The sequence below is a fragment of the Marinomonas transparens genome, from assembly GCF_016463975.1.
In the GTDB taxonomy this organism is placed as follows: Bacteria; Pseudomonadota; Gammaproteobacteria; order Pseudomonadales; family Marinomonadaceae; genus Marinomonas; species Marinomonas transparens.
In genome coordinates this window covers 74,702-98,746 of the sequence record NZ_JAEMNX010000018.1, presented here as the reverse complement: position 1 = coordinate 98,746, position 24,045 = coordinate 74,702, and the positions used below count along the sequence as shown (strand labels likewise).

The 24,045-nt window shown below is 43.5% G+C and carries 22 protein-coding genes; 15 read left to right on the top strand and 7 right to left on the bottom strand.

The window, feature by feature from the left end:
* The first annotated feature begins 86 nt into the window (after positions 1-86).
* A complete protein-coding gene (locus tag I8J31_RS14390) occupies positions 87-1,106 on the top strand; it encodes a glycosyltransferase family 9 protein (RefSeq protein ID WP_199469276.1) in 1,020 nt (339 codons plus the stop codon).
* On the opposite strand, the gene I8J31_RS14385 is transcribed toward I8J31_RS14390, so the two are convergent.
* Positions 1,103-2,059 (bottom strand): methylenetetrahydrofolate reductase, encoded by a 957-nt coding sequence (locus tag I8J31_RS14385; RefSeq protein WP_199469275.1) that lies wholly within the window; start codon positions 2,057-2,059, stop codon positions 1,103-1,105. The two genes, I8J31_RS14390 and I8J31_RS14385, sit on opposite strands and share 4 nt — an antisense overlap.
* 184 nt (positions 2,060-2,243) lie before the next feature.
* Between I8J31_RS14385 and I8J31_RS14380 the strand changes: the two genes are divergently transcribed.
* The 4 genes from I8J31_RS14380 to ppnP all read left to right on the top strand — a co-directional run bounded on the left by I8J31_RS14380 (position 2,244) and on the right by ppnP (position 5,587).
* Positions 2,244-2,789: a DUF1285 domain-containing protein gene (locus tag I8J31_RS14380; protein ID WP_199469274.1), complete on the top strand. Its 546-nt coding sequence runs from the start codon at positions 2,244-2,246 to the stop codon at positions 2,787-2,789.
* Positions 2,790-2,877: 88 nt separating this feature from the next.
* A complete protein-coding gene (locus I8J31_RS14375) occupies positions 2,878-4,218 on the top strand; it encodes a DEAD/DEAH box helicase (RefSeq protein WP_199469273.1) in 1,341 nt (446 codons plus the stop codon).
* A gap of 111 nt (positions 4,219-4,329) precedes the next feature.
* Positions 4,330-5,256 carry a transcriptional regulator GcvA gene (gene gcvA, locus I8J31_RS14370; RefSeq protein WP_233402790.1) on the top strand — a complete coding sequence of 309 codons (927 nt, stop codon included), beginning with the start codon at positions 4,330-4,332 and terminating at the stop codon, positions 5,254-5,256.
* A 40-nt stretch (positions 5,257-5,296) separates the two neighbouring features.
* A complete protein-coding gene (ppnP, locus tag I8J31_RS14365) occupies positions 5,297-5,587 on the top strand; it encodes a pyrimidine/purine nucleoside phosphorylase (protein ID WP_199469272.1) in 291 nt (96 codons plus the stop codon).
* 84 nt (positions 5,588-5,671) lie between these two features.
* Here ppnP and I8J31_RS14360 read toward each other — a convergent pair whose 3' ends face one another.
* On the bottom strand, positions 5,672-7,366 hold the full coding sequence (locus I8J31_RS14360) for a LysM peptidoglycan-binding domain-containing protein (protein WP_199469271.1): 1,695 nt from the start codon (positions 7,364-7,366) through the stop codon (positions 5,672-5,674).
* Between the two features lie 54 nt (positions 7,367-7,420).
* Positions 7,421-8,194 carry a hydroxyacylglutathione hydrolase gene (gene gloB, locus I8J31_RS14355; RefSeq protein ID WP_199469270.1) on the bottom strand — a complete coding sequence of 258 codons (774 nt, stop codon included), beginning with the start codon at positions 8,192-8,194 and terminating at the stop codon, positions 7,421-7,423.
* 94 nt (positions 8,195-8,288) lie between these two features.
* Here gloB and I8J31_RS14350 point away from each other — a divergent pair, with 94 nt between their 5' ends.
* Genes I8J31_RS14350 through dnaQ form a run of 3 tightly spaced genes read left to right on the top strand, consistent with a single transcriptional unit; the run spans position 8,289 to position 10,179 of the window.
* Positions 8,289-9,029: a methyltransferase domain-containing protein gene (locus I8J31_RS14350; protein ID WP_199469269.1), complete on the top strand. Its 741-nt coding sequence runs from the start codon at positions 8,289-8,291 to the stop codon at positions 9,027-9,029.
* The gene (gene rnhA, locus I8J31_RS14345) at positions 9,026-9,469 is read left to right on the top strand and encodes a ribonuclease HI (RefSeq protein ID WP_199469268.1); all 444 of its coding nucleotides are present in this window, start codon (positions 9,026-9,028) and stop codon (positions 9,467-9,469) included. The genes I8J31_RS14350 and rnhA overlap by 4 nt, the downstream gene beginning before the upstream one ends.
* Positions 9,466-10,179, top strand: coding sequence for a DNA polymerase III subunit epsilon (dnaQ, locus tag I8J31_RS14340; RefSeq protein ID WP_199469267.1), 714 nt, complete (start codon positions 9,466-9,468; stop codon positions 10,177-10,179). Before rnhA ends, dnaQ begins: the two co-directional genes overlap by 4 nt.
* An 84-nt stretch (positions 10,180-10,263) precedes the next feature.
* On the opposite strand, the gene nhaB is transcribed toward dnaQ, so the two are convergent.
* Positions 10,264-11,766, bottom strand: a complete 1,503-nt coding sequence (gene nhaB, locus I8J31_RS14335; RefSeq protein WP_199469266.1) for a sodium/proton antiporter NhaB — start codon at positions 11,764-11,766, stop codon at positions 10,264-10,266.
* 247 nt (positions 11,767-12,013) lie between these two features.
* Between nhaB and sohB the strand changes: the two genes are divergently transcribed.
* The gene (gene sohB / locus I8J31_RS14330; RefSeq protein WP_438941494.1) at positions 12,014-13,054 is read left to right on the top strand and encodes a protease SohB; all 1,041 of its coding nucleotides are present in this window, start codon (positions 12,014-12,016) and stop codon (positions 13,052-13,054) included.
* 80 nt (positions 13,055-13,134) lie between these two features.
* Here the strand turns inward: sohB and I8J31_RS14325 are convergent, their stop codons facing one another.
* Genes I8J31_RS14325 through folX form a run of 3 tightly spaced genes read right to left on the bottom strand, consistent with a single transcriptional unit; the run spans position 13,135 to position 17,734 of the window.
* Positions 13,135-13,947, bottom strand: coding sequence for a hypothetical protein (locus I8J31_RS14325; protein ID WP_199469265.1), 813 nt, complete (start codon positions 13,945-13,947; stop codon positions 13,135-13,137).
* The gene (gene mfd / locus I8J31_RS14320) at positions 13,944-17,357 is read right to left on the bottom strand and encodes a transcription-repair coupling factor (protein ID WP_199469264.1); all 3,414 of its coding nucleotides are present in this window, start codon (positions 17,355-17,357) and stop codon (positions 13,944-13,946) included. The genes I8J31_RS14325 and mfd overlap by 4 nt, the downstream gene beginning before the upstream one ends.
* A gap of 8 nt (positions 17,358-17,365) precedes the next feature.
* Positions 17,366-17,734 (bottom strand): dihydroneopterin triphosphate 2'-epimerase, encoded by a 369-nt coding sequence (folX, locus tag I8J31_RS14315; protein WP_199469263.1) that lies wholly within the window; start codon positions 17,732-17,734, stop codon positions 17,366-17,368.
* A 416-nt stretch (positions 17,735-18,150) separates the two neighbouring features.
* On the opposite strand from folX, the gene I8J31_RS14310 reads away from it, so the two are divergent.
* Genes I8J31_RS14310 through nqrF form a run of 6 tightly spaced genes read left to right on the top strand, consistent with a single transcriptional unit; the run spans position 18,151 to position 24,021 of the window.
* The gene (locus I8J31_RS14310; protein ID WP_199469262.1) at positions 18,151-19,488 is read left to right on the top strand and encodes a Na(+)-translocating NADH-quinone reductase subunit A; all 1,338 of its coding nucleotides are present in this window, start codon (positions 18,151-18,153) and stop codon (positions 19,486-19,488) included.
* Positions 19,489-19,491: 3 nt separating this feature from the next.
* Positions 19,492-20,688, top strand: a complete 1,197-nt coding sequence (locus I8J31_RS14305) for an NADH:ubiquinone reductase (Na(+)-transporting) subunit B (protein ID WP_199469261.1) — start codon at positions 19,492-19,494, stop codon at positions 20,686-20,688.
* Entirely contained in the window at positions 20,681-21,481 is an 801-nt protein-coding gene (locus I8J31_RS14300; protein ID WP_199469260.1) for a Na(+)-translocating NADH-quinone reductase subunit C, read from the top strand. Before I8J31_RS14305 ends, I8J31_RS14300 begins: the two co-directional genes overlap by 8 nt.
* A complete protein-coding gene (locus tag I8J31_RS14295) occupies positions 21,481-22,143 on the top strand; it encodes an NADH:ubiquinone reductase (Na(+)-transporting) subunit D (protein WP_199469259.1) in 663 nt (220 codons plus the stop codon). Before I8J31_RS14300 ends, I8J31_RS14295 begins: the two co-directional genes overlap by 1 nt.
* Positions 22,144-22,752, top strand: coding sequence for an NADH:ubiquinone reductase (Na(+)-transporting) subunit E (gene nqrE, locus I8J31_RS14290; protein ID WP_199469258.1), 609 nt, complete (start codon positions 22,144-22,146; stop codon positions 22,750-22,752).
* 42 nt (positions 22,753-22,794) lie between these two features.
* Positions 22,795-24,021 carry an NADH:ubiquinone reductase (Na(+)-transporting) subunit F gene (nqrF, locus tag I8J31_RS14285; RefSeq protein ID WP_199469257.1) on the top strand — a complete coding sequence of 409 codons (1,227 nt, stop codon included), beginning with the start codon at positions 22,795-22,797 and terminating at the stop codon, positions 24,019-24,021.
* Positions 24,022-24,045 lie beyond the last annotated feature (24 nt).

The window sequence follows — 24,045 nt, the reverse complement described above, 5'->3', positions numbered from 1 at the left end:
TTAATTAAACAGCTTATAAAGTTAGACACATTCAAGGTGCGCTATTCTATAATACTTGCTGAGTTTAAACAGCACCAGAGGGCGAAATGCAGCAAGAGAATATTCAACAGATAGCAGTGGTTCGATTGTCTGCGTTGGGTGATGTGTGCCATGCCATGAGTGTGGTTCAAGCGATAATGAAACGCTACCCGTCGATGAAGGTAACTTGGATTACCTCTCCTTTAGAAGCTAATCTTGTTCGTTTGTTGGCTGGTGTTCAGGTGATTGAGTACGATAAAAAAAGTGGTTTATCTGGTTTGTTGGCATTAAGGTCCTGCCTAAAAGGCCAGACCTTTGATGTATTACTCCATTTGCAATGGTCTTTTAGGGCGAGCTTAGTTAGCCGAATGATAAGGGCAAAAAGAAGGATCGGTTTTGCTTTATCCCATTCGCGAGAAAAACAACATTGGTTTGTTAATGAACAGGCTCCGGAACCCAAGGGTGGTCATGTACTCGACTCATTTTTGTCTATCGCTAGTGTCTTGGGTATTACTTCTCCAGTTTTGCCCTGCGAACTTTCTCTTCCTAGTTTGGGGGGAGATTTACCGGATCGCTATGTTGTTATTAACCCGTCGGCATCAAAAGCGGAAAGAAACTGGACGCTTGATGGTTATAGGGCTGTAGTAAGCCACCTTTATAAGAAAGGTCATGTCGTGGTTCTGACTGGCGGCCCATCAGCTGATGAGGCGAGTTTTGCTCAGGCTATTTTGGCTGAAAGGGAAGATTACGTAATTAATTTGGTTGGTAAAACGCCTTTAGATAAAATGTTATCCGTATTAAAAGACGCCGAGCTGGTGATTAGTCCAGATACTGGGCCTGCACATATGGCGACCTTGGTTGGTACACCCGTTTTAGGGTTGTACGCGCATTCAGATCCATCACGCACTGGCCCATACAGTGATTTAGATAAAGTAGTGAGTGCGTATGAAGAATTAGCAGAAGAAGAATATCATAAGCCAGTGTCAGAACTGCCTTGGTCAACGCGTGTGCATGACCCTAAGGCCATGCAGCATATTACTATTGAGCGGGTGTTGTCTAAACTCGACGAGCTTCTTACTTTAAATTAAAGAAGTCCTTGCTCTGCGAGTTTCAGGTCTAACGTGGCTTTGAGTAATTTATATAACTGGATAGAAGCGTCTATTTCTTCTTTGCGGTTGGTTAAGCTCTCAATGTTTAAGCCAAGTGGCACACCAAGTGGTAAGGCGGTTTCAATAATTTGCTCTAAGGCATTGCGACAAATTTTGATGGACTCGTCTAGTGGCGCGGCTGAATCCAGAATGCGGTGTTTGGTGGCGTCTGGTACAGAGATACCTAACCATTCCATGAACTCTAATGTTTTGGCGCTACCGCATGGGGTAAAGGTCAAGATAATGCGTTTTGGCGCTTCGCCTCTTTCTTTACAGGTACGTGCATAGCGACTGATTAGATCTGCTGTTGCTTGATGGTTGTACACGGCTTGAGAAATGAAGAAGTCACAGCCAGATTGCGTTTTTTTCAACAGACGTAGGTGTTCATCGCCTTTTTTAGCGTGGCGCTCAGCAATGGTAACGCCACCTAAATTGAAGTCTTGTGGCGAACTTTTTAAGGTTTCATAAGCTTTTGGAAGTGGTAGCTTGATGTCACCATCGGAAGAGGGCGAGCCGACAAGTACGAGGTCGCGAATGCCGAAATCTTCCCATGCTTCGCTTAGCCAGCCAGTAAACTCTTCTGAGCTGCGAGATGAAACGGATTTGTAGGTGATAACGGGTTTGTTAGATTGTTGATGAAGGCGTTTTGACCAAGCTCTTGGGTCATGGGTTTCCATATAAGGGAAGGGGCGAGGCTTATCAATTCGACTGCTTTCGTCTTGGATGTCATAGACGATAAGGCCATCAACATCGATACCTGTCAGGCGATCTAGGAGTTTTTGACTAATCTCTACTAGCTTGTCTTCTTCTAATGAGGATTTCGGTGGTGTTGTCCCGATAAAATAGACGCCTCGGCTAGGGTCTTGAAACTTATTTGCTAATTCCGATTTCATAATGCCACACTTAAAAATGAAGATAAGATGGTTGATTTGTTGCCATCTATTGAAAATGGGTGAATCTGTTTGATATGACTTATTCTAACAGTGAAGTTAATTCAAGATCCTGTTTCTAACTTGAATAATATTGTATATGAAGTGAGGATGGCTAAATTTGTTGCTTCATTTTTAAGGAGGGATCATGCCTGATATTGATTTGAAAATACTGGAAAAGGGGGGGGAGCAAGGTTTACCACCAGTGCATACTTGGTCGCCACCTTTCTGTGGTGATATGGATATGGTCATTAAAGCCAATGGTGACTGGGTGCATCAAGGTGGGAAAATGAAGCGCCCAGCCATGGTGACCATGTTTAGCCGTATCCTATGGTTAGAAGAGGGTGAGTATTTTTTGATGACACCCGTTGAAAAGGTGCGTATTCAGGTCGAGGATGCGCCCTTTCTGGTGACCACTTGGCAGTGGATAGAAACCGATAAGGGACGAGCGATTGAGTTTGTCACCCAGACAGATGATGTGAGGGTGTTGGGGGTGGATTGTGATATCTGGCTCGAGCCTTTTGCTGAGGAAGAACATCCTTATATCTCCATGCGCTATGGTATGAAGGCGCTGGTGGGCCGTCATGTTTTTTATGCTCTGGCAGAGAACCTTGTTCAAGTCGAAACATTGAATGGTATGGGATTAGGTCTTATTAGCGCGGGTAAATCCTACCTTTTAATGCAAGATGAATAACCTTCTGTTATCGGCTGGGGTATAATTAAAAAATTGAACGTAAAGGTCTTTATTTACGTATTAGCGTTATTTTTAAGGGGTAGTTTGCTTGTTATTCGAAGAATTTGGTTTTGATAATCGTATTTTAAAGTCTATTGGGCATCTGGGGTTTGAAGAGGCCACAGAGATTCAAGCCCGTGCGATACCAGAAGCGATGGTTGGGCGAGACTTATTGGCGTCATCAAAAACCGGTTCGGGAAAAACACTCGCCTATTTATTACCTGCTTTACATCGAGTGTATAAAACTCGTGCCTTATCTAAACGTGATCCTCGCGTGGTGGTTTTGGTCCCGACCCGTGAGTTGGCCAAGCAAGTCTTTGGTCAATTACGTCTTTTATTGGCCAGTAGTCGTTTTACTTCTATTCTGATTCAAGGCGGAGAAAACTTTAATGATCAACATAAGTTATTGCAGAAAGATCCTCACTTCATTGTTGCGACACCTGGACGTTTGGTCGACCATTTAAAACAACGTAATGTGTTTCTCGAAGGGCTTGAGCTACTGATTCTTGATGAAGCTGATCGTATGTTAGATTTAGGTTTTGCAGAAGCCATGCGAGCAATTAATGCCGCCGCCAACCATCGTCAGCGCCAGACATTGTTTTTTTCTGCGACGCTGGACAATACCGAAGTGAGTGACATTGCTAATGAGTTGCTGCGAGAGCCGTCACGGGTCGCGGTGGGTCAAGGTTTTGATGAGCATAAAGACATAGAACAGCATGTTTTCCTTTGTGATCATTTGGATCATAAAGAGGCTCTGCTAAAACACTTGTTGCTAGGACAAACCATCAAGCAAGCCATCTTATTTACGGCCACAAAAAACGATACGGTGCGTTTGTCTGAAATTATCGCAGATTGGGGGTTAACCACTCAGGCGCTGAATGGCAATCTTTCTCAAAGTGCTCGAAATAAGGTGATGGAGAGCTTTGCAAAAGATCAGTTTACCGTTTTGGTCAGTACGGATGTGGCGTCTCGTGGGCTTGATATTGCCAATGTTTCTCATGTTTTTAACTTTGATTTACCAAAGCAAGCGGAAGAGTTCGTTCATCGAACCGGTCGAACTGGTCGAGCTGGTTTTAAAGGTGATGCTTATTCTTTAGTCGGACCAAAAGATTGGTTGAATTTTAAAGCGATTGAAACCTTTCTGCAAAAAACCTTCGCGCCAGAGGTGATCGAAGGGTTAGAACCTAAGTTTAAAGGCTTAACACCACCTAAACCCGCTCGTGTGGTGAAAAATAAAGTAAGTAAAGAAACGGTGAAGCAAGCGAAAAAAGCGCCACGTAAAACGACAGGTAAAGCTCAGTTCCATGATAATCAGCAAGATGGTTTTGAGGCATTTAAACTGCCCCCTAGACGTTTTGAGAAAAAAGATGACATGGGGGATGAGGATTAGTTTTTGGGGTGAGTTGTTTTGTTAGGGCTTTAAAGCTTATTTATTGACAGAATGGTCCCATTCAAGCTATTGATTAAGTAAAGTATAGAGACAGTAATTTCATTTTATCTATTGCCTTTCTTATCTATTGGAGATGAGCTTATTAATCGTTTACCGCCATTAAATTCACTGAAGTGCTTTGAGTCTGCTGCGCGTCATAGCAGTTTTAATAAAGCGGCTAATGAATTGTCTGTTACGCCTTCAGCGATTAGTCACCAAATAAAAGGCCTAGAAAGCTTTCTAGGTATTGAGTTATTTCGTCGTACTAAACGCAAAGTGATATTAACGGAGGCAGGGGAAGCTTATTTAAAACCGATCAAAAGCATTTTCGAGCAGTTAGACGCCGCGACCTCTGAGTTAAAAAGTAAGCAAAAAGTGGGGTCCTTGCGACTGGCTGTTGCCCCAGCTTTCCTTACCCGTTGGTTGATGCCGAGAATGGAGCGTTTTCAAGATCGTTATCCAGATATTCAAATTGAAATTAGTTCGCTAACTGGCTTGGTTGACTTTGCGGCTGGCGATATCGATATGGCGGTATATTTTGGCAGCGGCGATTGGGAAGGTGTTGAGGCTCATTATTTACGCCCAGCTCGTTTGGCGCCAGTATGTAACCCTAGATTAATTAAACCGAATCAGCCGATTAATAAACCAGAGGATATGAGCTTTTATCCTTTATTGCATGTGACAAAGCGAAAAGATGAGTGGCATGATTGGCTGCAACAACATGATCTAGATCCTAAAGTATTTCGTCGTGGTTTGATGTTCTCCAGTGGCTCTTTAACCGCTGGAGCAGCGGCACAAGGCTTAGGGATATCCTTATCTGATCCTGAGTTAGTCATGCCTGAGATTGAGTCAGGGACTCTGAAGGTGCTATTCGATCAGCATTTGATTACAGACCGGTCTTTCTACCTAGTGTATGAGAAGCGCCGATCTGTAACACCTGCTATGTTGGCCTTTAAAGAGTGGATTATTGAACAAATGGTAGGCAGCAAAGAATCCTAAATAATAACGTTATTTTTAAACCTGAACAGAGATGATATCTATGAGCAAAGCGTTAGCCGTAAACAGTTATTTTAATGATCAAGTAAAATCCATCGCTTTAGATAACGCTGAGGGTGTTTCTACTGTAGGAGTGATGGCCGTTGGTGAGTATGAATTTGGTACCAGTCAGCGGGAATATATGACAGTGGTTTCTGGCTTGTTAAACGTATTGTTACCTGAAAAAAGTGAATGGCAAGTTTATGTCAAAGGCGACACTTTTATTGTTGAGGCAAACCAGAAGTTTCAAGTCAAAGTAGCAGAGGCGACGGCTTACCATTGTCGCTATGAATAAAAATAAGCGTACAAATTTAGATATAAAAAAAGAGCGAATGATCCGCTCTTTTTTTATATCTGTCGATTAGGTTGGGTGCTTAATTTAACCGCCAACCACATTGACTAATAGGGTTACTCGATCACCGGGTTGAACATATTTTTTACTACCAACCTTAGGGTTCCAAGTACGAATGTCGTTCACAGAAACCTTAAACTTATTAGCCACAACCGCAAGTGAGTCGCCGGAGCGTATGGTATAAACCACTTTTTTCATCACACTACGGGTGGTGTTCGTGTTGGCCGTTTTTTTCGGTTCTAACCAAACGACTAGTTTTCTTCCCGGCATAAGGGGGTCTCCGAGTCCCATGCTATTCCAGCGAGCAAGGGTTTTGCTGGTTGTGCCATATTTATTAGCGATTAGCCATAGGCTGTCGCCAGAAGCAACCGTGTAATTGACCTTGATGCGGTTACGGCTTGGTGCGCGAGACTGTTTCGCTAATAGGCGTTGATGCGAGCTTAAGGTGTAGCTCTCAATCTTATTGCCAGCAACAGGAATCATCAGTTCTTGGCCAACACGTATCATGGTGGAAGAGATTTTGTTGACGTTTTGCAGCACGCTGACCGTCGTATTATGCTGTTTGGCCACGAGTAATAAATTATCGTTCGCCTTGACTGTGTAGCGAACCCAAGTCACTCTCTCGTTGCTCGGAATTTGAGCAAGTTGAGCGCGGAAGTTTTTCGACTTGCTCACTGGTATGAGTAGTCTATGGGGGCCATTTGGAGAAGTCGCCCATTGGTTAAATCCAGGGTTCAGCAGATAAATTTCATCTATGCTAACGTCAGCCATTTCTGCTGCTTGGGCAAGGTCTAATTGACCGCCTATGTTAACGACGTCAAAGTAGGGCTTGTTAGGAATAAAGTGAGTGGAATAGCTGTATTTTTCTGGGTTCTTGATGATCTTAGCCAAGGCGATGAGTTTAGGGACATAAGCACGAGTTTCTCTTGGTAGGTCGAGAGACCAGAAATCCGTCGCTTTACCTAAGCGTTTATTTTTTCTAATGGCTTTTAGTACCGTGCCTTCCCCTGAATTATAAGACGCAAGTGCGTGTAGCCAGTCACCTTTAAACATTTTATGTAAGCGGGTCAAATAAGCTATGGCAGCTTGGGTTGAACCTATGATGTCGCGGCGTCCGTCATACCACCAGGTTTGCTTTAAACCATACATTTGTCCGGTGGAAGGAATGAACTGCCAAGGGCCAGAGGCGCGGCCATGGCTGTATCCGAAAGGGTCGAAACCACTTTCAACAATGGGGAGTAGGGCTATTTCTGTGGGAATGCCTGCTTTTTCTAGCTCTTTGACAATGTAATACAGATAGCGTTCACCACGTTTAGATACGCGATCCAAATAGGCAGGATGTGAGCTATACCAACGCAACTGGGAAGAAAGGCGAGGTCTGTCCATGTCTAGGTTTAATTGATAGCCAGCGCGAATTCTGTCCCATATGTCGTCTGGTTGGCTAGGTTCAACTTCAGCAATGATAGGTTTGGCAAGTGCGGGTTCGGCAAGGGTTGGCTCAGTTTCTTCCGTGTCGTCTATTGCGTCAGGGGCTATGGGGGTAACTATGTCAATAACGCCTAAGCGTTCTGTTTCAGCATCAACGAGGACGGCTTCATCAGCAGGTGGTTCTTGTTCTACAAGAGGGTCTGCTGAAGTGTTAGTGTTTTCTATTTTGGAGGCTGTTTGACAGCCGCTTAGAGTAAGGCCTATTAGCAAAGCCCAAATAAATTTGTTGATCATGGATTCCACAGAGTTGAATAAAGTTTAGCCATTTTAAAGGTGTGACAGGTAAGGTCAACTAAAAGTGTCTTTAGCTCGTCGAACTTGACTGAATGAAGCCACTGGATCATTTGCTACCGATTCGCTTAATTGCTTTGCAGCGTGCTGCTGAATATCGCTAAGATGGCTGCGTAAGAAGGGGTTGGTGGCTTTTTCTAAGCTGAGTAAGCTAGGTAAGGTGGCTTCATTGTGTTGGCGTTTTTTTTCGCATTCGCTAATGCTGTTTATGAGCTGTTCATTATTAGGTTCTAGGGATAGGGCGAAGCGGTAGTTGGCCAAGGTGTATTCATGGGTACAATATACTAAGGTGTTGTCGGGCAAGTGTGAGAGTTTTGCCATGGCTGCCAGCATCATTTCTGCTGTGCCTTCCATGATGCGACCACAACCACCCTTGAACAATGTGTCGCCACACAGTAGTCGCGGAGTTTCTTCTTTTGTGACGTAGCATAAATGGTCAAGAGTATGTCCTGGTGTAGCAAGGACATGAAAGGTGTTGGAAAGAACGCTGATGCTATCTCCTTCATCTACACCATGGGTAATTAGGTCGGTTAAATGCTTTGGTCCATAGACAGGGCATTGGAATTGCTCTTTTAGTTTTGCGACGCCGCCAGTATGATCTCTATGATGGTGGGTGATTAGTATGCCGCCAAGCTTGCTATTGTTTTCAGCGCAATAGGTTGAAACAACTTGTGCATCTCCTGGATCTACCGCCCAGATGAGAGAGCTATCTTTATCGCTGATGATCCAGATATAATTGTCTTGAAAGGCTGGCAGAGGAAGAAGAGTCATGGGCATCCCATTTTTTACTTAGTTACTTTGCTTATGACGAAGCCTTTAAAATAATAAAGACAACGCCATGTCGTTTTAACAGAGATTTCATTGTATGTTGGATGATCAATCAAGACAATTGTTCCAAACATGGTACGACACAGACTTAGGTAAAAGCTTATGCCAGTTAGAATTGGCTGAAATTGAGAAAGAGCTTGATCTTGCTGTGGGGTATTATTTGGTGATTCAGTCACCTCTTAAGGCCTTTCCTCTACATAATCATCGATTACGTGAAAGTATTATTGTTGCGCCAGAATTAGAGTTTGGTGCACCTGAAAATACCATTGTTGCCCGAGCCAATGAGCTGCCCCTTGAACCCGATGCGGTTGATATTCATGTTTTGCATCATACGTTGGATATTTCCCTAACGCCCCATGATGATTTAAGGGAAGCGGCACGAACCTTATTGCCAAGTGGCAAATTAATCATTGTTGGCTTTAATCCTTGGGGCTTATGGGGGATTCGACGTTTATTTTCTAAGCGTATTAAGGCGCCTTGGTGTGGACGCTTTATTGCTCATAAGCGCTTAGAGGACTGGCTGAAAGTCGCTGGATTAACATTAGAAAAAAAGCGCTTTGTTCATTACGAGCCGCCCTTAAATAGTGGTAAGTGGCGGATGCGTTTTATGTGGATAGATAAATTGTTGAGGCCTTTGAAGCTTCCCTTTAGTGGGCTTTATGTGATGACAGCAACAAAACAGGTGAAACGCTATATTCCCCTTAAACCTCGTTGGTCTGGAGCTCGAGTAAGAGTACCACCATTAACTAAGCCAACAGCAAAAGAGATGAAAGATTGAAAGACGTTGTGATTTATACCGATGGAGCCTGTAAGGGCAATCCTGGAATTGGTGGTTGGGGAGCTTGGCTCACTTTTGGTGATCATGAAAAACGCTTATGTGGCGGAGAGCATGACACGACCAATAATAGAATGGAGTTGTTAGGGGCGATTGAAGGCTTGCGTGCCTTGAAAGAAAAGTGCTCAGTGACGCTTTATACCGATTCTGTGTATGTACAAAAAGGCATTACTGAGTGGTTGGCAGGCTGGAAACGTAAGGGCTGGAAAACGGCCTCTAAGCAACCGGTAAAGAATAAAGACCTTTGGCAGGCTCTAGATGAGCAGTGTCTACGTCATGAAGTGACGTGGAAGTGGGTTAAGGGTCATGCGGGTATTGAAGGTAATGAGATTGCCGATGATTTGGCGAATCAGGGTATTGACGAATTAAGGGCTAGGTCATGAGACAGGTCATTCTGGATACGGAAACAACGGGTATCGATCCTAAAAAAGGCCATCGAATTATTGAAATCGGTTGTGTCGAAATGATCGGTCGAAAATTAACGAATCGCCATTTTCATGTTTACATAAATCCTGATCGAGAAGTAGAAGAAGAAGCGTTTAGGGTTCATGGTATCAGTAATGAGTTTCTTACTGATAAACCGCGTTTTCATGAAATTGCCCAAGAGTTTTTTGATTTTATAAAAGGCGCTGAATTGATTATCCATAACGCGCCTTTTGATATTGGCTTTATGGATCATGAATTTGCTCGTGTTGGGGGATACCCCAAAACCGCTGAGGTGTGTGGCGTTTTTGATAGTTTGGTTTATGCTCGCAAAAAACACCCAGGACAGAAAAATAACCTAGATGTCTTATGCCGACGGTATGGTATCGATAACTCCCATCGTGAATTGCATGGTGCCTTATTAGACGCCGAGATTTTGGCGGATGTTTATTTATTGATGACTGGTGGGCAAACCAGTTTAGGTTTAGCGAATAGTTCAGACTCTGATTCTAAACAAGAAGATGTGATTGGAGAAATACGACGCCTAGCGACAAATCGTCCGGCTCTGAAAGTGATTCGCGCAAATGAAGAGGAATTAAAAATGCATGAAGAACGCTTGGATCTGATTGATAAAAAGTCTGGTCAGTCTTTATGGCGGATTAAGCATTAGTCTAGCAATACTATGAATTTATAAAGCAACCAGCAAAAAGCCCTCCGATGAAGAGGGCTTTTTTGTGTGCTCAGGGGGGGCGTTTTATAGTAGGTATATAACGCACAGCCCGCCAACAATACTGAGTACTATGGTGTAAGGTAGCGCCATCCATACCATTTTTCCGTAGGATAAACGTAACAGTGGGGCAATCGCTGATGTTAGCAAGAATAAGAAAGCCGCTTGACCGTTTGGTGTTGCTACACTTGGAAGGTTAGTGCCCGTATTGACTGCAACGGCTAACTTATCAAAATGCTCACGAGTGATGGAACCTGCGTCCAATGCCGCTTTAATTTCATTGATATAAACGGTGGCAACAAAGACGTTATCACTAATGGCCGAAAGCAAACCGTTGGCGATGAATAACATGATGGGCTGGCGATCCGTTGGCATATTTAGCACGACATCAATCACAGGTTGGAACAAGTGTTGAGCATGAATCACGGAGACAACGGTAAAAAATACGATTAATAGAGCGGTAAAAGGCAGTGATTCTTCAAACGCATGACCAATGCGGTGTTCCTCAATAATGCCATTAAACGACGTTAATAGAACAATAACCATTAAACCGACTAGGCCTACTTCAGCAACGTGGAAGGCAAGGGATAGTACTAGGATAATCGCAACAATACCTTGAATAATGAGTTGGGCTTTAGTTTTGTTGGTGTGTTTTTGACTTTCTTCTTTTTCAAAATTATTCAGAATATCTCTAACGGTATCGGGTAGCTGAGCGCCATAGTCAAACCAGGCGGTTTTTTCTAGCACCACAACGGTTAATAAGCCAAAAGCTAAAACGGGTATTGAGACTGGGGCCACATGGAGGAAAAATTCACCGAAGTTCCAACCCGCTATTTTGGCAATCAGCAGGTTTTGTGGTTCGCCTACTAAGGTAGCGACACCACCTAGAGCGGTACCAACAGCGCCATGCATTAATAAATCCCGTAAAAATGAGCGGAATTCATTTAGGTCTTCTGTGTTGATGGGGAGTATGGAGTCGTCTTTTCCAAGGTCATGGCTTTTGTTAGCGCTTTGACCAGAAGCGGCCTTGTGGTAAACCGAATAAAAGCCGACACCGACACTGATAAGAACCGCAGTGACGGTTAGTGCGTCCAAAAATGCAGAGAGCAGAGCGGCAGAAAAACTAAAAATTAAAGAAATAACGATTTTGGATTTAATTTTCACCAGCAGCTTATTGAAGATAAACAGCAGCATATCCTTCATAAAGTAAATGCCGGCCACCATGAACATAAGTAGCAAGATCACTTCAATGTTATGAGAAACCTCAGTGTAAACGCCTTCTGGTGTGGTAAGGCCTAGAACGACGGCCTCAATAGCAAGCAGTCCACCAGGTTGAAGTGGGTAGCATTTCAGTGCCATTGCTAATGTGAAGATGAACTCAATAATTAATAACCAGCCAGCGGCGAATGGGCCTAATACGACTAAAACAATAGGGTTAATAATTAAAAAAGCTAAGATTACTTGTTTATACCAAAGTGGTGAAGCACCGAGGAAGTTTCTCCCAAGCGCTTGTGACAGCGAGGCTTTCATTGATTTCTCCTTTATAGAAAGGCACTGAAATGTGCAAAAAAATTAACAAGATTTTTCTGTTGTTTTGGTGGGGCAGAAGGATCTTGTTAGCTTTCTTATGCTTGTTATATTTAGAGGCTTTTTCAAAGTGTGCAGATAGTAAGGCATATAAGAAACAGTATCTATAGACAATTATCATCAAAAGAGATTGTTATTTACAAAAATACCCCCAATATGCCAAGAACTTATGATTATTTAGAGGAAGGTGATGTTGGAATTTTTAGCGGATTACGCGGGCTTTTTATTGAAGCTGGTAAGTGTTGCCTTGGTGATTGGTTTTCTGTTGGCGGCGGTGGCTGGCAGTAAAAAGAAGTCGCAGCCTGGCAGCCTGTCGGTAACCAAGTTAAATGAAGGTTACGATGACATGAAAGCTGAGTTGGATAAGCAGTTACTTGATAAAAAAACACTGAAAAACTTAGCAAAAGAAAAAAAGAAGCAGGAAAAGCAAGACAAGAAGTTGCATAAGAAATCGGCTAAAGAGGAAGAGCCTAGCAAAAAACGACTTTACGTTTTGGACTTTGATGGGGATATAAAAGCCTCCGCAGTGTCGACAATGCGAGAAGAAATAACGGCTGTTTTAAGCGTCGCTAAGCCAGAAGATGAGGTGGTGGTTCGTCTAGAAAGTGGCGGTGGTGTGGTGCATGGCTATGGGTTAGCCGCTTCTCAATTACAGCGAATTCGCGAAGCTAAGATTCCGCTTACGGTTTGTGTTGATAAAGTTGCTGCTAGTGGCGGTTATATGATGGCCTGTGTTGCGGATAAAATTATTGCGGCACCTTTTGCTATTCTTGGTTCTATCGGGGTGGTTGCGCAAGTTCCTAATGTGCATAGGTTGCTTGATAAAAGTTTGATTGATGTTGAGTTGCATACGGCAGGACGTTACAAGCGAACCCTTACTATGCTGGGTAAAAATACCGACGAAGGTCGTGAAAAATTCAAGCAAGACCTTGAAGATACTCATGACTTATTTAAACGTTTTGTATCTGCTCAGCGACCACAGCTTGACATTGAAAATATTGCCACAGGCGATACCTGGTATGGTTCGGAAGCATTAGATAATAAGTTGGTCGATGTTGTGATGACGAGTGACGCTTATTTAGTGTCTCATTATGCCGATACGGAAGTGGTACAGGTGACTTATAAACAGCCTAAAGGGATGGCGGAGCGCTTAGGTTTGTCTTTCTTTTCTGCATTAGAGCAGAAGGCCGTGTCTTGGGTGGGGAAACTGACTCAATCTCGAGGTTATTGATCTGATCGGATAATTTAATTTTTGGTAATCTTGATAAGGCAAAGAGCAATGTGCTCTTTGCCTTTTTTTGCCGTTTTCTTTTAGGGTAATGGGGTGTCCGTTTCAATAAGGGGGAGGAAAGGGGTTAATTCGTTGGTGCTTTGTAGGTCATCGTAGTTAAGGCTTTGACCTGTTTCTGCATCCAGTGATTGCAGGGCGATTTGCTCGATCGCATCTTCTAGGTCAATGGGCTCAAAATACAATAAGGTGCCAATGGTCGGGTGATCCAAGTAGTTTACTTTTTTGCTGGCGGTTTTATTTTTTTGCTCTAGTTCTAAAACAAGTGCTGGCTCAAATTGTTTGAATTGCTTTTCTTGTATGGCGGCATCAGGGCTGTTTAGATCTGTTGTGGGGGTGTCAGGGATGTTAGGTAGAGTGAAGCTGTCAAATAAATAATATTGGTAACGAATATCTGACTCCAAATAACGACCAAGCTTAATATCTATTTTTCCAGTCAGTTCTGGGTAGCCATCTTTTTCTTGTTCACTATGAAATGTCTTGCTAATCATATCGCCAGGGTGCTTAAAAATAAGTGTCCATTTTTGGTTAGATAATACCTGAACCTGCTTATCTAAGGCTTCTTTGAAACCATCAAATGGCACAGAGATGGCGGCAATGTCTGCGCCAGTTGAGGTGTCATCTTCTATAGTCTTAGGTGGAAGACGGATTAGGTCAGTCAGATTGAGTACGTCTTGGTAATCAATGTGTTCACTGCTTTTGTCTTCTGGCCAGATGAAAGTGAGTAGGTAGCCTTCATAGGCTCTTGCTGTGTCTGGATCAATTGGATCATCAACAGCAAAAGCGCGAGAGGTTAATATCGTTAAGGATAATAAAATAACGAGATGCTTTTTCAATGTAATAATTCCAGCGTTTTGGTGGTTTGTTGAAAACGTTCTTCGGCACTGTTCATGGTGGCCAAAAATTTTAAAGTGTCTGACCCTGCCAGCTTGTATGTATCTGGCTTGGTTTGAATGAGCCTAATGAGCTTCATCGGGTCGACAGGGGTATTAGCGTTAAAGAATATTTTGCCTTCTTTTTGGTTGGCTTCAATTTTCTTGATGCCTAGGCGCTCAGCTTTAAGTTTGAGCTCCGTCTGACGGAATAAGTTCTTAGTAGCATCCGGTAATAAGCCAAAGCGGTCAATCATTTCAACCTGTAATTCTTTTAACTCTTCATCAGTTGCGGCATTAGCAATGCGCTTATATAAGATAAGGCGGGAGTGAACGTCGCCTAAATAGTCTTCTGGGATGAGGGCGGGAATTCTTAAGTTGATGTCGGTTTGTGCTGGTGAGGTGATATCCACATTGGGAGACTCGCCATTTTTTAGGGATTTTACCGCGCGATCCAGCATGTCCATAAAGAGCGAAAAGCCAACGTGTTCTATGTGGCCACTTTGCCCATCCCCCAGCAGCTCTCCTGTTCCTCGAATTTCAAGGTCATGGGTAGCTAAGGTAAAGCCAGCGCCTAGTGTATCCGCAAGAGTAATGGCTTCGAGGCGCTTTTCAGCATCGCCTGTTACTTTGCGATCATTGGGGGTCAGTAAATAAGCGTAGGCTTGATGATGAGATCGGCCTACACGCCCACGCAATTGGTGGAGTTGTGCTAAACCAAATTTATCGGCACGTTCTATGATGATGGTGTTGGCATTGGGGATGTCTATACCTGTTTCTATTATGGTGGAGCAGACCAGTACATTGGCTCTTTTATGATAAAAGTCAGACATGACCTGTTCTAGTTCTCGTTCGCGCATTTGGCCGTGGCCCACAATTACCCTAGCTTCGGGAATCAGTTCTTCCAGCTCTTCCGCGGCTTTTTGAATCGTCTGTACTTCGTTGTGCAGGTAATAGACTTGCCCACCACGATGTAGCTCGCGCAACACAGCTTCTTTAATTTGATGTGTGTCTTTTTCTTTAACAAAGGTTTTAACGGATAAACGCTTCGCCGGTGGTGTGGCGATGATGGATAGGTCGCGAATACCAGACAGGGACATATTGAGTGTTCGTGGTATGGGGGTGGCGGTCAGTGTGAGAATGTCTACTTCGGCCCTTAACGCTTTAAATTGGTCTTTTTGTTTCACACCAAAGCGATGCTCTTCATCGATAATAACCAGTCCTAAGTTAGCAAACTTAATGTCACCTTGGATTAGCTTGTGGGTGCCAACCACAATATCTGCTTTACCTGATTCTAAGCGATCAACCGAGGCGTTAGATTGCTTGCCAGAACGGAAGCGAGACAGCAGTTCTATTTCAACCGGCCAGTCAGCAAAACGGTCACAGAAATTTTCGTAATGTTGTTGAGCTAATAAGGTGGTGGGAACAAGCACGGCAACTTGTTTGCCATCTTGTACCGCGAGAAAGGCTGCGCGCATGGCGACTTCTGTTTTACCAAAGCCCACGTCACCACAGACTAATCTGTCCATTGGTTTTTTTGTCAACATGTCTTGCATGACAGCATCAATGGCGGTTTGCTGGTCGGGCGTTTCTTCAAATGGAAAACCCGCAGAAAAGATCTCGTATTGATCATCGGGTTTGGCAAAAGCATGGCCAATACGGGCTTCCCGTTTGGCGTAAATTTCTAATAATTCAGCAGCTGTATCACGGGCTTTTTCGGCGGCTTTTTGCTTAGCGACGCTCCATTTTTCCGTACCTAACTTATGTAGTGGCGCAGTGTCTTCGTCGGCTCCTGTATAGCGAGAAATTAATTGCAAAGAAGAGACAGGCACATACAGTTTGGCGTCGTTTGCATAGCCTAATGTCAATAGCTCGGTTTCTTGTCCATCTATTTGAAGGTTGGTAAGGCCTAGGTAGCGGCCTACACCATGATCGATATGTACCACTGGCGCATTCATTCTTAGCTCAGTGAGGTTGCGTATGATGGCATCTTCGCTGATGTTGTTATGTTTGTTACGACGGCGATGTTGGGCGACTCGCTCACCAAGAATTTCGTTTTCAGCAATAAGTACTAGTTCATCGCGAATGGCGAATCCGCGACCTATATTGCCTTCTGTGATCGCGAGTGGTTGCTTGGACTTTTTAAAAGCTTTCCAATCATCTATTTGCTTGGGGGTGATCTGGTGCTTTTTTAGCAGTTCTAGTAATGCTTCACGGCGACCGGCTGATTCGGCAACGATTAAAACCCGAGCGCTGGTTTGAGTTAAAAAGTCTTGTAACTTGCTAAGTGGTGAAGAAGACTTGGAGTCGATTTTGACATTTTCAGATGCTTTATAGTCTGGGTGCTCTCCAGCAGAAGAAAAAATAAGGCTAGGAAACTGGTTGAGTAGTCCAAACAGCTCATCTTCTCTTAGGCAGATTTCATCTGGTTTTAAAATGGGGCGTTCAATGTTGTAGTTTAATGACTCGTGGCGGCTACGGAAGTCTAGCTGGATGCTGGCCAGTTGTTCGTTGAAAACATCAGAACGTATGACTAGAGTGTCTTTTGCTAAGTAATCAAAGACGCTGGCGGTTTGTTCAAAGAATAAAGGAAGGTAGTATTCTATGCCTGCTGGAATGAGACCGCTGGAAATGTCTTGGTAAAGTGGGCTGGATAGCGGGTCTGTATCAAAACGCTCGCGAAAGGCTTGACGAAACTGTTGGATTCCCAATGAGGTCGTAGGGAATTCTTTGGCCGGCAGCATGTTTATTTCTTCTACTTTATTAATACTGCGTTGTGTTTCCGCATCAAACCAGCGAATAGAGTCAATTTCATTATCAAACCAGTCGATCCGAATTGGATTCTCTGCTCCCATCGGATAGACGTCCATTAGAGCGCCACGTACCGAATACTCGCCATGTTCATGAACATTATCAACGTTCAAATAACCTGCACTAGTAAGTTTTTTAGAAAGGCTCTCAAGAGGTAGTTCTTGGCCTTCTTTAAGGTGAAAGCGTTGTGCATCTAAATGTTGTCGTGGACAGAGACGTGTTAAGCAGGATGCCACAGTTGTTAAGATGATAGGAGCCTTGCTTTCAGTTAGCTTGGCGAGTGTTTCTAAACGTTGAGAAACAATGTCCTGATGTGGCGAAAAGGCATCGTAAGGTAGCGTTTCCCAATCACTGAAGCGAAGGACTTCTCTTTTGTTATCGTTTAGAAACTGAATTTCATCTTCAAGCTCGTTGAGTTCTGCGACCGTATTGGCTAAAAATAGAATGGGAAGTTTATGTTGCGAGGCAATAGCCAGTATTTCTAGTGCCTTACGGCTGCCATCTAAACCATTGACCAGATTTTTGTAGCCAGGTTTTAAATTTAACGATGCGTTTTCTGTCATGCGAATGCTTAGTTTTCTCTATTTGCTGAGAGTGTTAAGGATACCGAGTCTGCAAACCTTAAGGCGTGTGGTTTGGCGACTTCTACTTTAGCGAAGGTTACATTGCTTGGTTCCATGCAGAGTTCAAGTAAGTCTGCAGTGAGTTTTTCAAGTAAAAGAAAGCGGTTGTTTTCTGTATGAGCTATCATTTTCTTACAGATAGTACGGTAGTTAACGGCATTATCAACGTTATCTGTGTCATAAGCTTGTGACGCTGGGTAGTGAATCCAAGCATTAATGACGACATCTTGCTTGTTTTGTTTTTCTGAGTCATTGAATCCAATATAGGTTCTTAGGCGTAGGTTCTTAATATTAATTTGAGCTTCTGGTTTTATCATAGTTACGATTCCATTTGTTATTGGGCTCAGTTGATTGGGCGATATTGTGTCGCTTTCGATCACCTATGGCAACTCATTGAGCAAGCTTCTTCTTGATAGACAAAAGAGGGTGACCTAAGGCTTGTTTGTATCGTTTGTTGTTATAAAACGAAATTTTGTGTGTTTTTTTTGTGTGGAGACACTTAATGGGTGCCAAAAAGTGGTATTAAATAGTAAAACTTGGTCGGCAAAGACTGCTTCAATAAGCTGGTCAAGGCCAGTAATGATCTCTATAATACAGCGGTTTTTTGGTGAAGTGAGTTTGTGTATTACGATTACTTTAATGTTAGTCGTTTACTTATGCATGTTTTCCCGGAGGGGGGTATAGGTATTGCACATTACGCTTTTTGTGTTCAATTTATTGTTGGGCAGAACATATGTATAAAATTACAAAAGGCCTTGATCTACCGATCTCTGGTGCTCCCAATCAGGTGATTGCGGATGCTGCGACAGTAAAAACTGTTGCTGTGATTGGTCCTGACTACCATGGTATGAAACCGACTATGTTAGTAAAGGAAGGTGATAAGGTTAAGAAAGGGCAGGTTATCTTTACAGATAAGAAAACGGAAGGTGTAAAGTACACAGCCCCTGCTGCAGGCACTATTGATGCGATTAATCGTGGTGAGCGACGTGTGTTGCAATCTGTGGTGATCAAACTGGAAGGCAATGAAGCAGAGAGCTTCGCGGCTTATTCAGGGTCTGAACTTAAGGGTTTAGAGCGTAGCAAGGTTGTTGAGAATTTAGTCGATTCTGGATTGTGGACAGCATTTCGTACTCGTCCATACTCGAAAGTGCCTGAGGTTGAATCAGCACCGAGTTCAATTTTTGTTACCGCAATCGATACCAATCCTCTTGCTGCTTCTCCTGAAGTGGTGTTGGCCGATCAAGGTGAAGCCTTTGCCGATGGCCTTACCGTTTTGACGCGTTTAACGGAAGGTAAGGTTTTTCTATGTAAAGCGCCTGAGGCAAAAATTCCAACCACAGCGGATGTTGTTGTTGAAACCTTTGAGGGCGTTCATCCGGCGGGTCTTGCTGGTACTCATATTCACTTCCTTGATCCTGTTAGCGATAAAAAAACAGTGTGGTCTATCAATTACCAAGATGTGCTTGCCATTGGTAAGCTCTTTGTAACGGGTGAACTGAGTTCTGATCGTGTTGTTGCGTTGGCCGGACCTCAAGTTAAATCTCCTCGTCTCGTCCGTACTCAACTAGGTGCTAGTTTGGATGAACTGGTAGCGGGTGAATTGGCAGAAGGTGATAATCGTGTGGTTTCTGGTTCCGTTCTTTCGGGACGTAAAGCCTTTGGCCCTTTTGCATTTTTAGGTCGTTACCACAGTCAGGTATCTGTATTACTTGAAGGTCGTGAGCGTCAAATGATGCATTATCTGCGTGCCGGTGTAGAAAAACATTCTGTTCTTAACGTGTTTTTATCTAAGCTCCTTGGCAAGACCTCTTTTGCTATGACGACTACGACAAATGGTAGTGATCGTACTATGTTGCCGCTTGGGCATTTTGAACGTCTAATGCCACTTGATATTTTACCAACACAATTGTTGCGTTCGTTGGTGGTCAATGACACCGAGCAAGCTCAAAAGTTGGGCGCGCTTGAATTAGATGAAGAAGATCTTTCCTTGTGTACGTATAGTTGCTCAGGCAAGTTCGAATATGGCCCGATCCTTCGGGATTGCCTAACTCTAATAGAGAAAGAGGGTTAATTCATGGGGCTTAGAAAAGTACTCGATAAAATAGAGCCTGAGTTTCACTCAGGTGGAAAATATGAAAAATGGTATTCACTGTTTGAAGCGGTAGATACTATTTTTTATCGCCCAAGTTCTGTTACTAAAAATGGCTCCCATGTTCGTGATGCGGTTGATATGAAACGCATTATGATTTTGGTTTGGATGTGTACCTTCCCTGCCATGTTTTTTGGCATGTATAACATTGGCTTTCAAGCGAATACAGCCATAGATGCTATGGGGATTTCAGCACCTGATTCTTGGCGCCATGCCATTATTGGCGGCTTAACCAGTTACGATGCTTCTAGTGTTTGGGACAACATGATTTATGGGGCAATGCATTTCTTGCCTATTTATCTTGTGGCCTTTGCTGTTGGCGGTTTCTGGGAGGTCTTGTTTGCTTCTGTACGTAACCATGAGATAAATGAAGGCTTCTTTGTTACCTCTATCTTATTCGCTCTTTCACTTCCTGCAACGATTCCTTTATGGCAAGTTGCCCTGGGTATCACCTTTGGCGTGGTGTTGGCGAAAGAAGTGTTTGGTGGTACAGGGAAAAACTTCCTTAACCCTGCGTTGGCGGGGCGTGCATTCTTATTCTTCGCTTATCCTGCTTCTATGTCAGGTGATGCGGTATGGACTGCGGTGGACGGTTTCTCTGGAGCGACGGCATTAAGTCAGCTTGCTGCTGATGGCATAGCGGGCGTTACGGTTGCTTGGTCTGATGCTTTCTTTGGCTTCGTTCAAGGTTCAATGGGTGAAACCTCAACACTTGCTATCTTAATTGGTGGTGGTGCGCTCTTGGTGATGCGGATTGCCGCATGGCGAATTGTTGCGGGTGTTTTACTTGGTATGGTTGCGACCTCAGTCATGTTTAATATGATTGGTTCTGACAGCAATCCTATGTTCGCTACGCCTTGGTATTGGCACCTAGTGTTAGGTGGTTTTGCTTTCGGTATGATGTATATGGCGACTGACCCTGTTTCTGCGTCAATGACGAACCGTGGTAAGTGGTTTTATGGTGCATTAATTGGTGTGATGGTTGTTCTTATTCGTGTAGTAAACCCAGCTTACCCAGAGGGTATGATGTTGGCGATCCTATTTGCGAACTTGTTTGCGCCATTTATTGATCACTTTATTGTTCAGGCGAACATTAAACGGAGGATTGCACGCAATGGCTAGCAGTAACGATAGTATTCAAAAAACCATCATAGTTGCCTTGTCTTTATGTTTGGTTTGTTCTGTATTTGTTGCAGCAGCAGCGGTGGGCCTTAAGCCTATTCAGAACGCTAATAAAGACTTAGACCGTAAGCGTAATATTCTGTCTGCCGCGAATATGCTTGACCCAAGTAAATCCGTAGATGAGATTTTTTCCTCGGTTGAAGCTCGTATTGTTAACTTGCAAACTGGTGCGTTTGCAACACAAGCTGAGTTGCAGGCTGCAGGGATTGATCCTGTTGCTTATGATCAGAAAGCTGCCGCGAAAAATCCTCAGTTGTCTGTTGCTTTAAGCGGTGAGAATGACCCAGCGGGCATTAAACGACGTGCGAACTTTTCTTCGGTATATCTAGTTAAAGCGAATAATGCCCTTGATAAAATCATTGTTCCTGTCCATGGCTACGGCTTATGGTCGACTATGTACGGGTTTATTGCGTTGCAAAATGATTTTAATACCGTTATTGGCTTTGGCTTCTACGACCAGGGTGAAACACCTGGACTGGGTGGCGAAGTAGATAATCCTAATTGGAAAGCGTTGTGGCAAGGTAAGCTAGTCTATGATGAGCAGGGTGATGCTGTCATCAGGCTTGCGAAAGGCGGTGTAGATAGTTCTGATCCACAGGCGGCCCATAAAATAGATGGTTTATCTGGTGCAACACTGACGAGTCGTGGTGTTACTCATCTTGTTCAATACTGGTTGGGTGAAGAAGGGTTTGGTCCTTTCTTGGCGAAACTGCGTAGCGAAGGAGTTCAATAATGTCTAATGTGAAACAAGTCCTCTTTGGACCGATTCTTTCAAATAACCCAATCGCACTACAGATTTTGGGTATTTGTTCTGCGTTGGCGGTGACAAGTAGTCTGAGCGTTAGTTTGGTGATGGCGATTGCCCTTACCTTGGTGACGGCGTTCTCTGGCTTTTTTATTGCCATTATCCGCAACCATATCCCAAATAGTATTCGCATCATTGTTCAAATGATCATTATTGCTTCTTTGGTAATCGTGGTCGATCAGGTGTTGAAAGCATTTGCTTTTGAGATCAGTAAGCAGTTGTCTGTATTTGTTGGCTTGATTATTACTAACTGTATCGTAATGGGGCGCGCGGAAGCGTTTGCTATGAAGAACGGTCCGGTAATGAGCTTTGTTGACGGTATTGGTAACGGTTTAGGCTATAGCGCCATGTTGATTATTGTTGCCTTTTTCCGCGAGTTGTTGGGGGCCGGTAAACTATTTGGTGTTGAAGTATTTGCTACTATCCAAAACGGCGGTTGGTATCAGCCTAATGGTTTAATGCTTCTTCCACCCAGTGCATTTTTTGTTATTGGTTTGGTTATTTGGGTATTACGTGCTTATAAAACAGAGCAAGTTGAAGAGCCTGAATTTAAAATTGCTGCCAATTCACGTGCACAGGAGGCGCTTTAAATGGAACATTTAATTAGTCTGTTTATCAAGGCCGTTTTTGTTGAAAACATGGCGTTGGCTTTCTTCCTTGGTATGTGTACGTTCTTGGCTTTGTCTAAGAAGGTTGAAACGGCCATAGGTTTGGGGATTGCGGTTATTGTCGTATTGGCGATTACCGTTCCACTGAATAACCTGTTGTACCAAAACCTGTTGGTAGATGGTGCGCTTGATTGGGCCGGTCTTCCTGGCGTTGATCTCAGCTTCCTAGGCCTTTTGAGCTACATTGGGGTTATTGCTGCCGTAGTTCAAATCCTGGAAATGACATTAGATAAATACATGCCAGCCTTGTACAACGCGTTGGGCGTATTTTTACCACTTATTACCGTAAACTGTGCCATCATGGGGGCTTCTTTGTTCATGGTTGAGCGTGACTATAACTTTAGTGAAAGTCTAGTTTACGGTGTAGGTGCTGGTGTTGGTTGGGCGTTGGCAATTGCTGCGCTGGCCGGTATTCGGGAGAAACTTAAGTATTCAGATGTGCCTGCGGGTCTACGTGGTCTTGGTATCACGTTTATTACTGTTGGCCTAATGAGCTTAGGTTTTATGTCATTTTCTGGTGTGCAGCTTTAATTACCTGCGCATTTGGACAACCAAGAATAAGGTTTAACTAACATGGTCAACTTAGAGATTATTCTAGGTGTGGTGATGTTCACAGCTATCGTGCTTGCGCTAGTGGCAATTATCCTTGCTGCTCGTGCGCGCTTGGTTAGTACTGGTGACGTTACAATCCGCATCAATGGTGAAAAAGAAGTGACTGCTCCTGCGGGCGGTAAATTACTTCAAACGTTAGCTGATAGTGGCATTTTCTTATCGTCTGCCTGTGGCGGCGGTGGTACTTGTGCTCAGTGTAAATGTAAGGTGACAAGTGGTGGCGGTTCAATGTTATCTACTGAACAGTCGCATTTTACTCGTCGTGACGAAAAAGAAGGCTATCGTCTATCCTGTCAGGTTGCTGTAAAGCAAGATATGGATGTAGAGGTGCCTGAAGAGGTGTTTGGCGTAAAAGCTTGGGAATGTACGGTTGAGTCTAATCCTAACCTAGCGACATTTATTAAAGAATTAACATTGAAATTGCCTGAGGGTGAGAATGTTGATTTCCGTGCCGGTGGTTATGTTCAATTAGAAGCGCCAGCACACACGGTACACTATAAAGACTTTGATATCGAAGAAGAATATCGTGGCGACTGGGATAAGTTCAACCTTTGGAAATTTGTTTCTAAGGTAGATGAAACGGTTATTCGAGCTTACTCAATGGCTAACTACCCTGAAGAAAGGGGCGTGGTTAAGTTTAATATCCGTATTGCTTCACCACCACCAGGTAAAGATGATTTGCCTCCTGGTCAAATGTCATCTTATGTGTTCAGCCTTAAGCCTGGCGACAAAATCAAAGTATATGGTCCTTTCGGTGAGTTCTTTGCTAAAGATACGGATGCTGAGATGGTCTTTGTGGGTGGTGGTGCTGGTATGGCGCCAATGCGTTCACATATCTTTGATCAGCTTAAGCGTTTGGGTTCTAAGCGTAAAATGACTTTCTGGTATGGTGCTCGTAGTATGCGTGAAGCTTTCTATATGGAAGAATACGATAAACTACAAGAAGAGAATGATAACTTCGAATGGCATTTGGCTCTTTCAGATCCTCAGCCTGAAGATAATTGGGATGGTAAAACAGGTTTTATTCATAATGTGCTTTATGAAAGTTACCTGAAAGATCACCCGGCACCAGAAGATTGTGAGTTCTACATGTGTGGGCCTCCAATGATGAATGCCTCTGTTATTAAAATGTTAGAAGATCTAGGTGTAGAAAAAGAAAACATCATGCTAGATGATTTCGGTGGCTAGCACCTAAATAAATAAAGACCCACC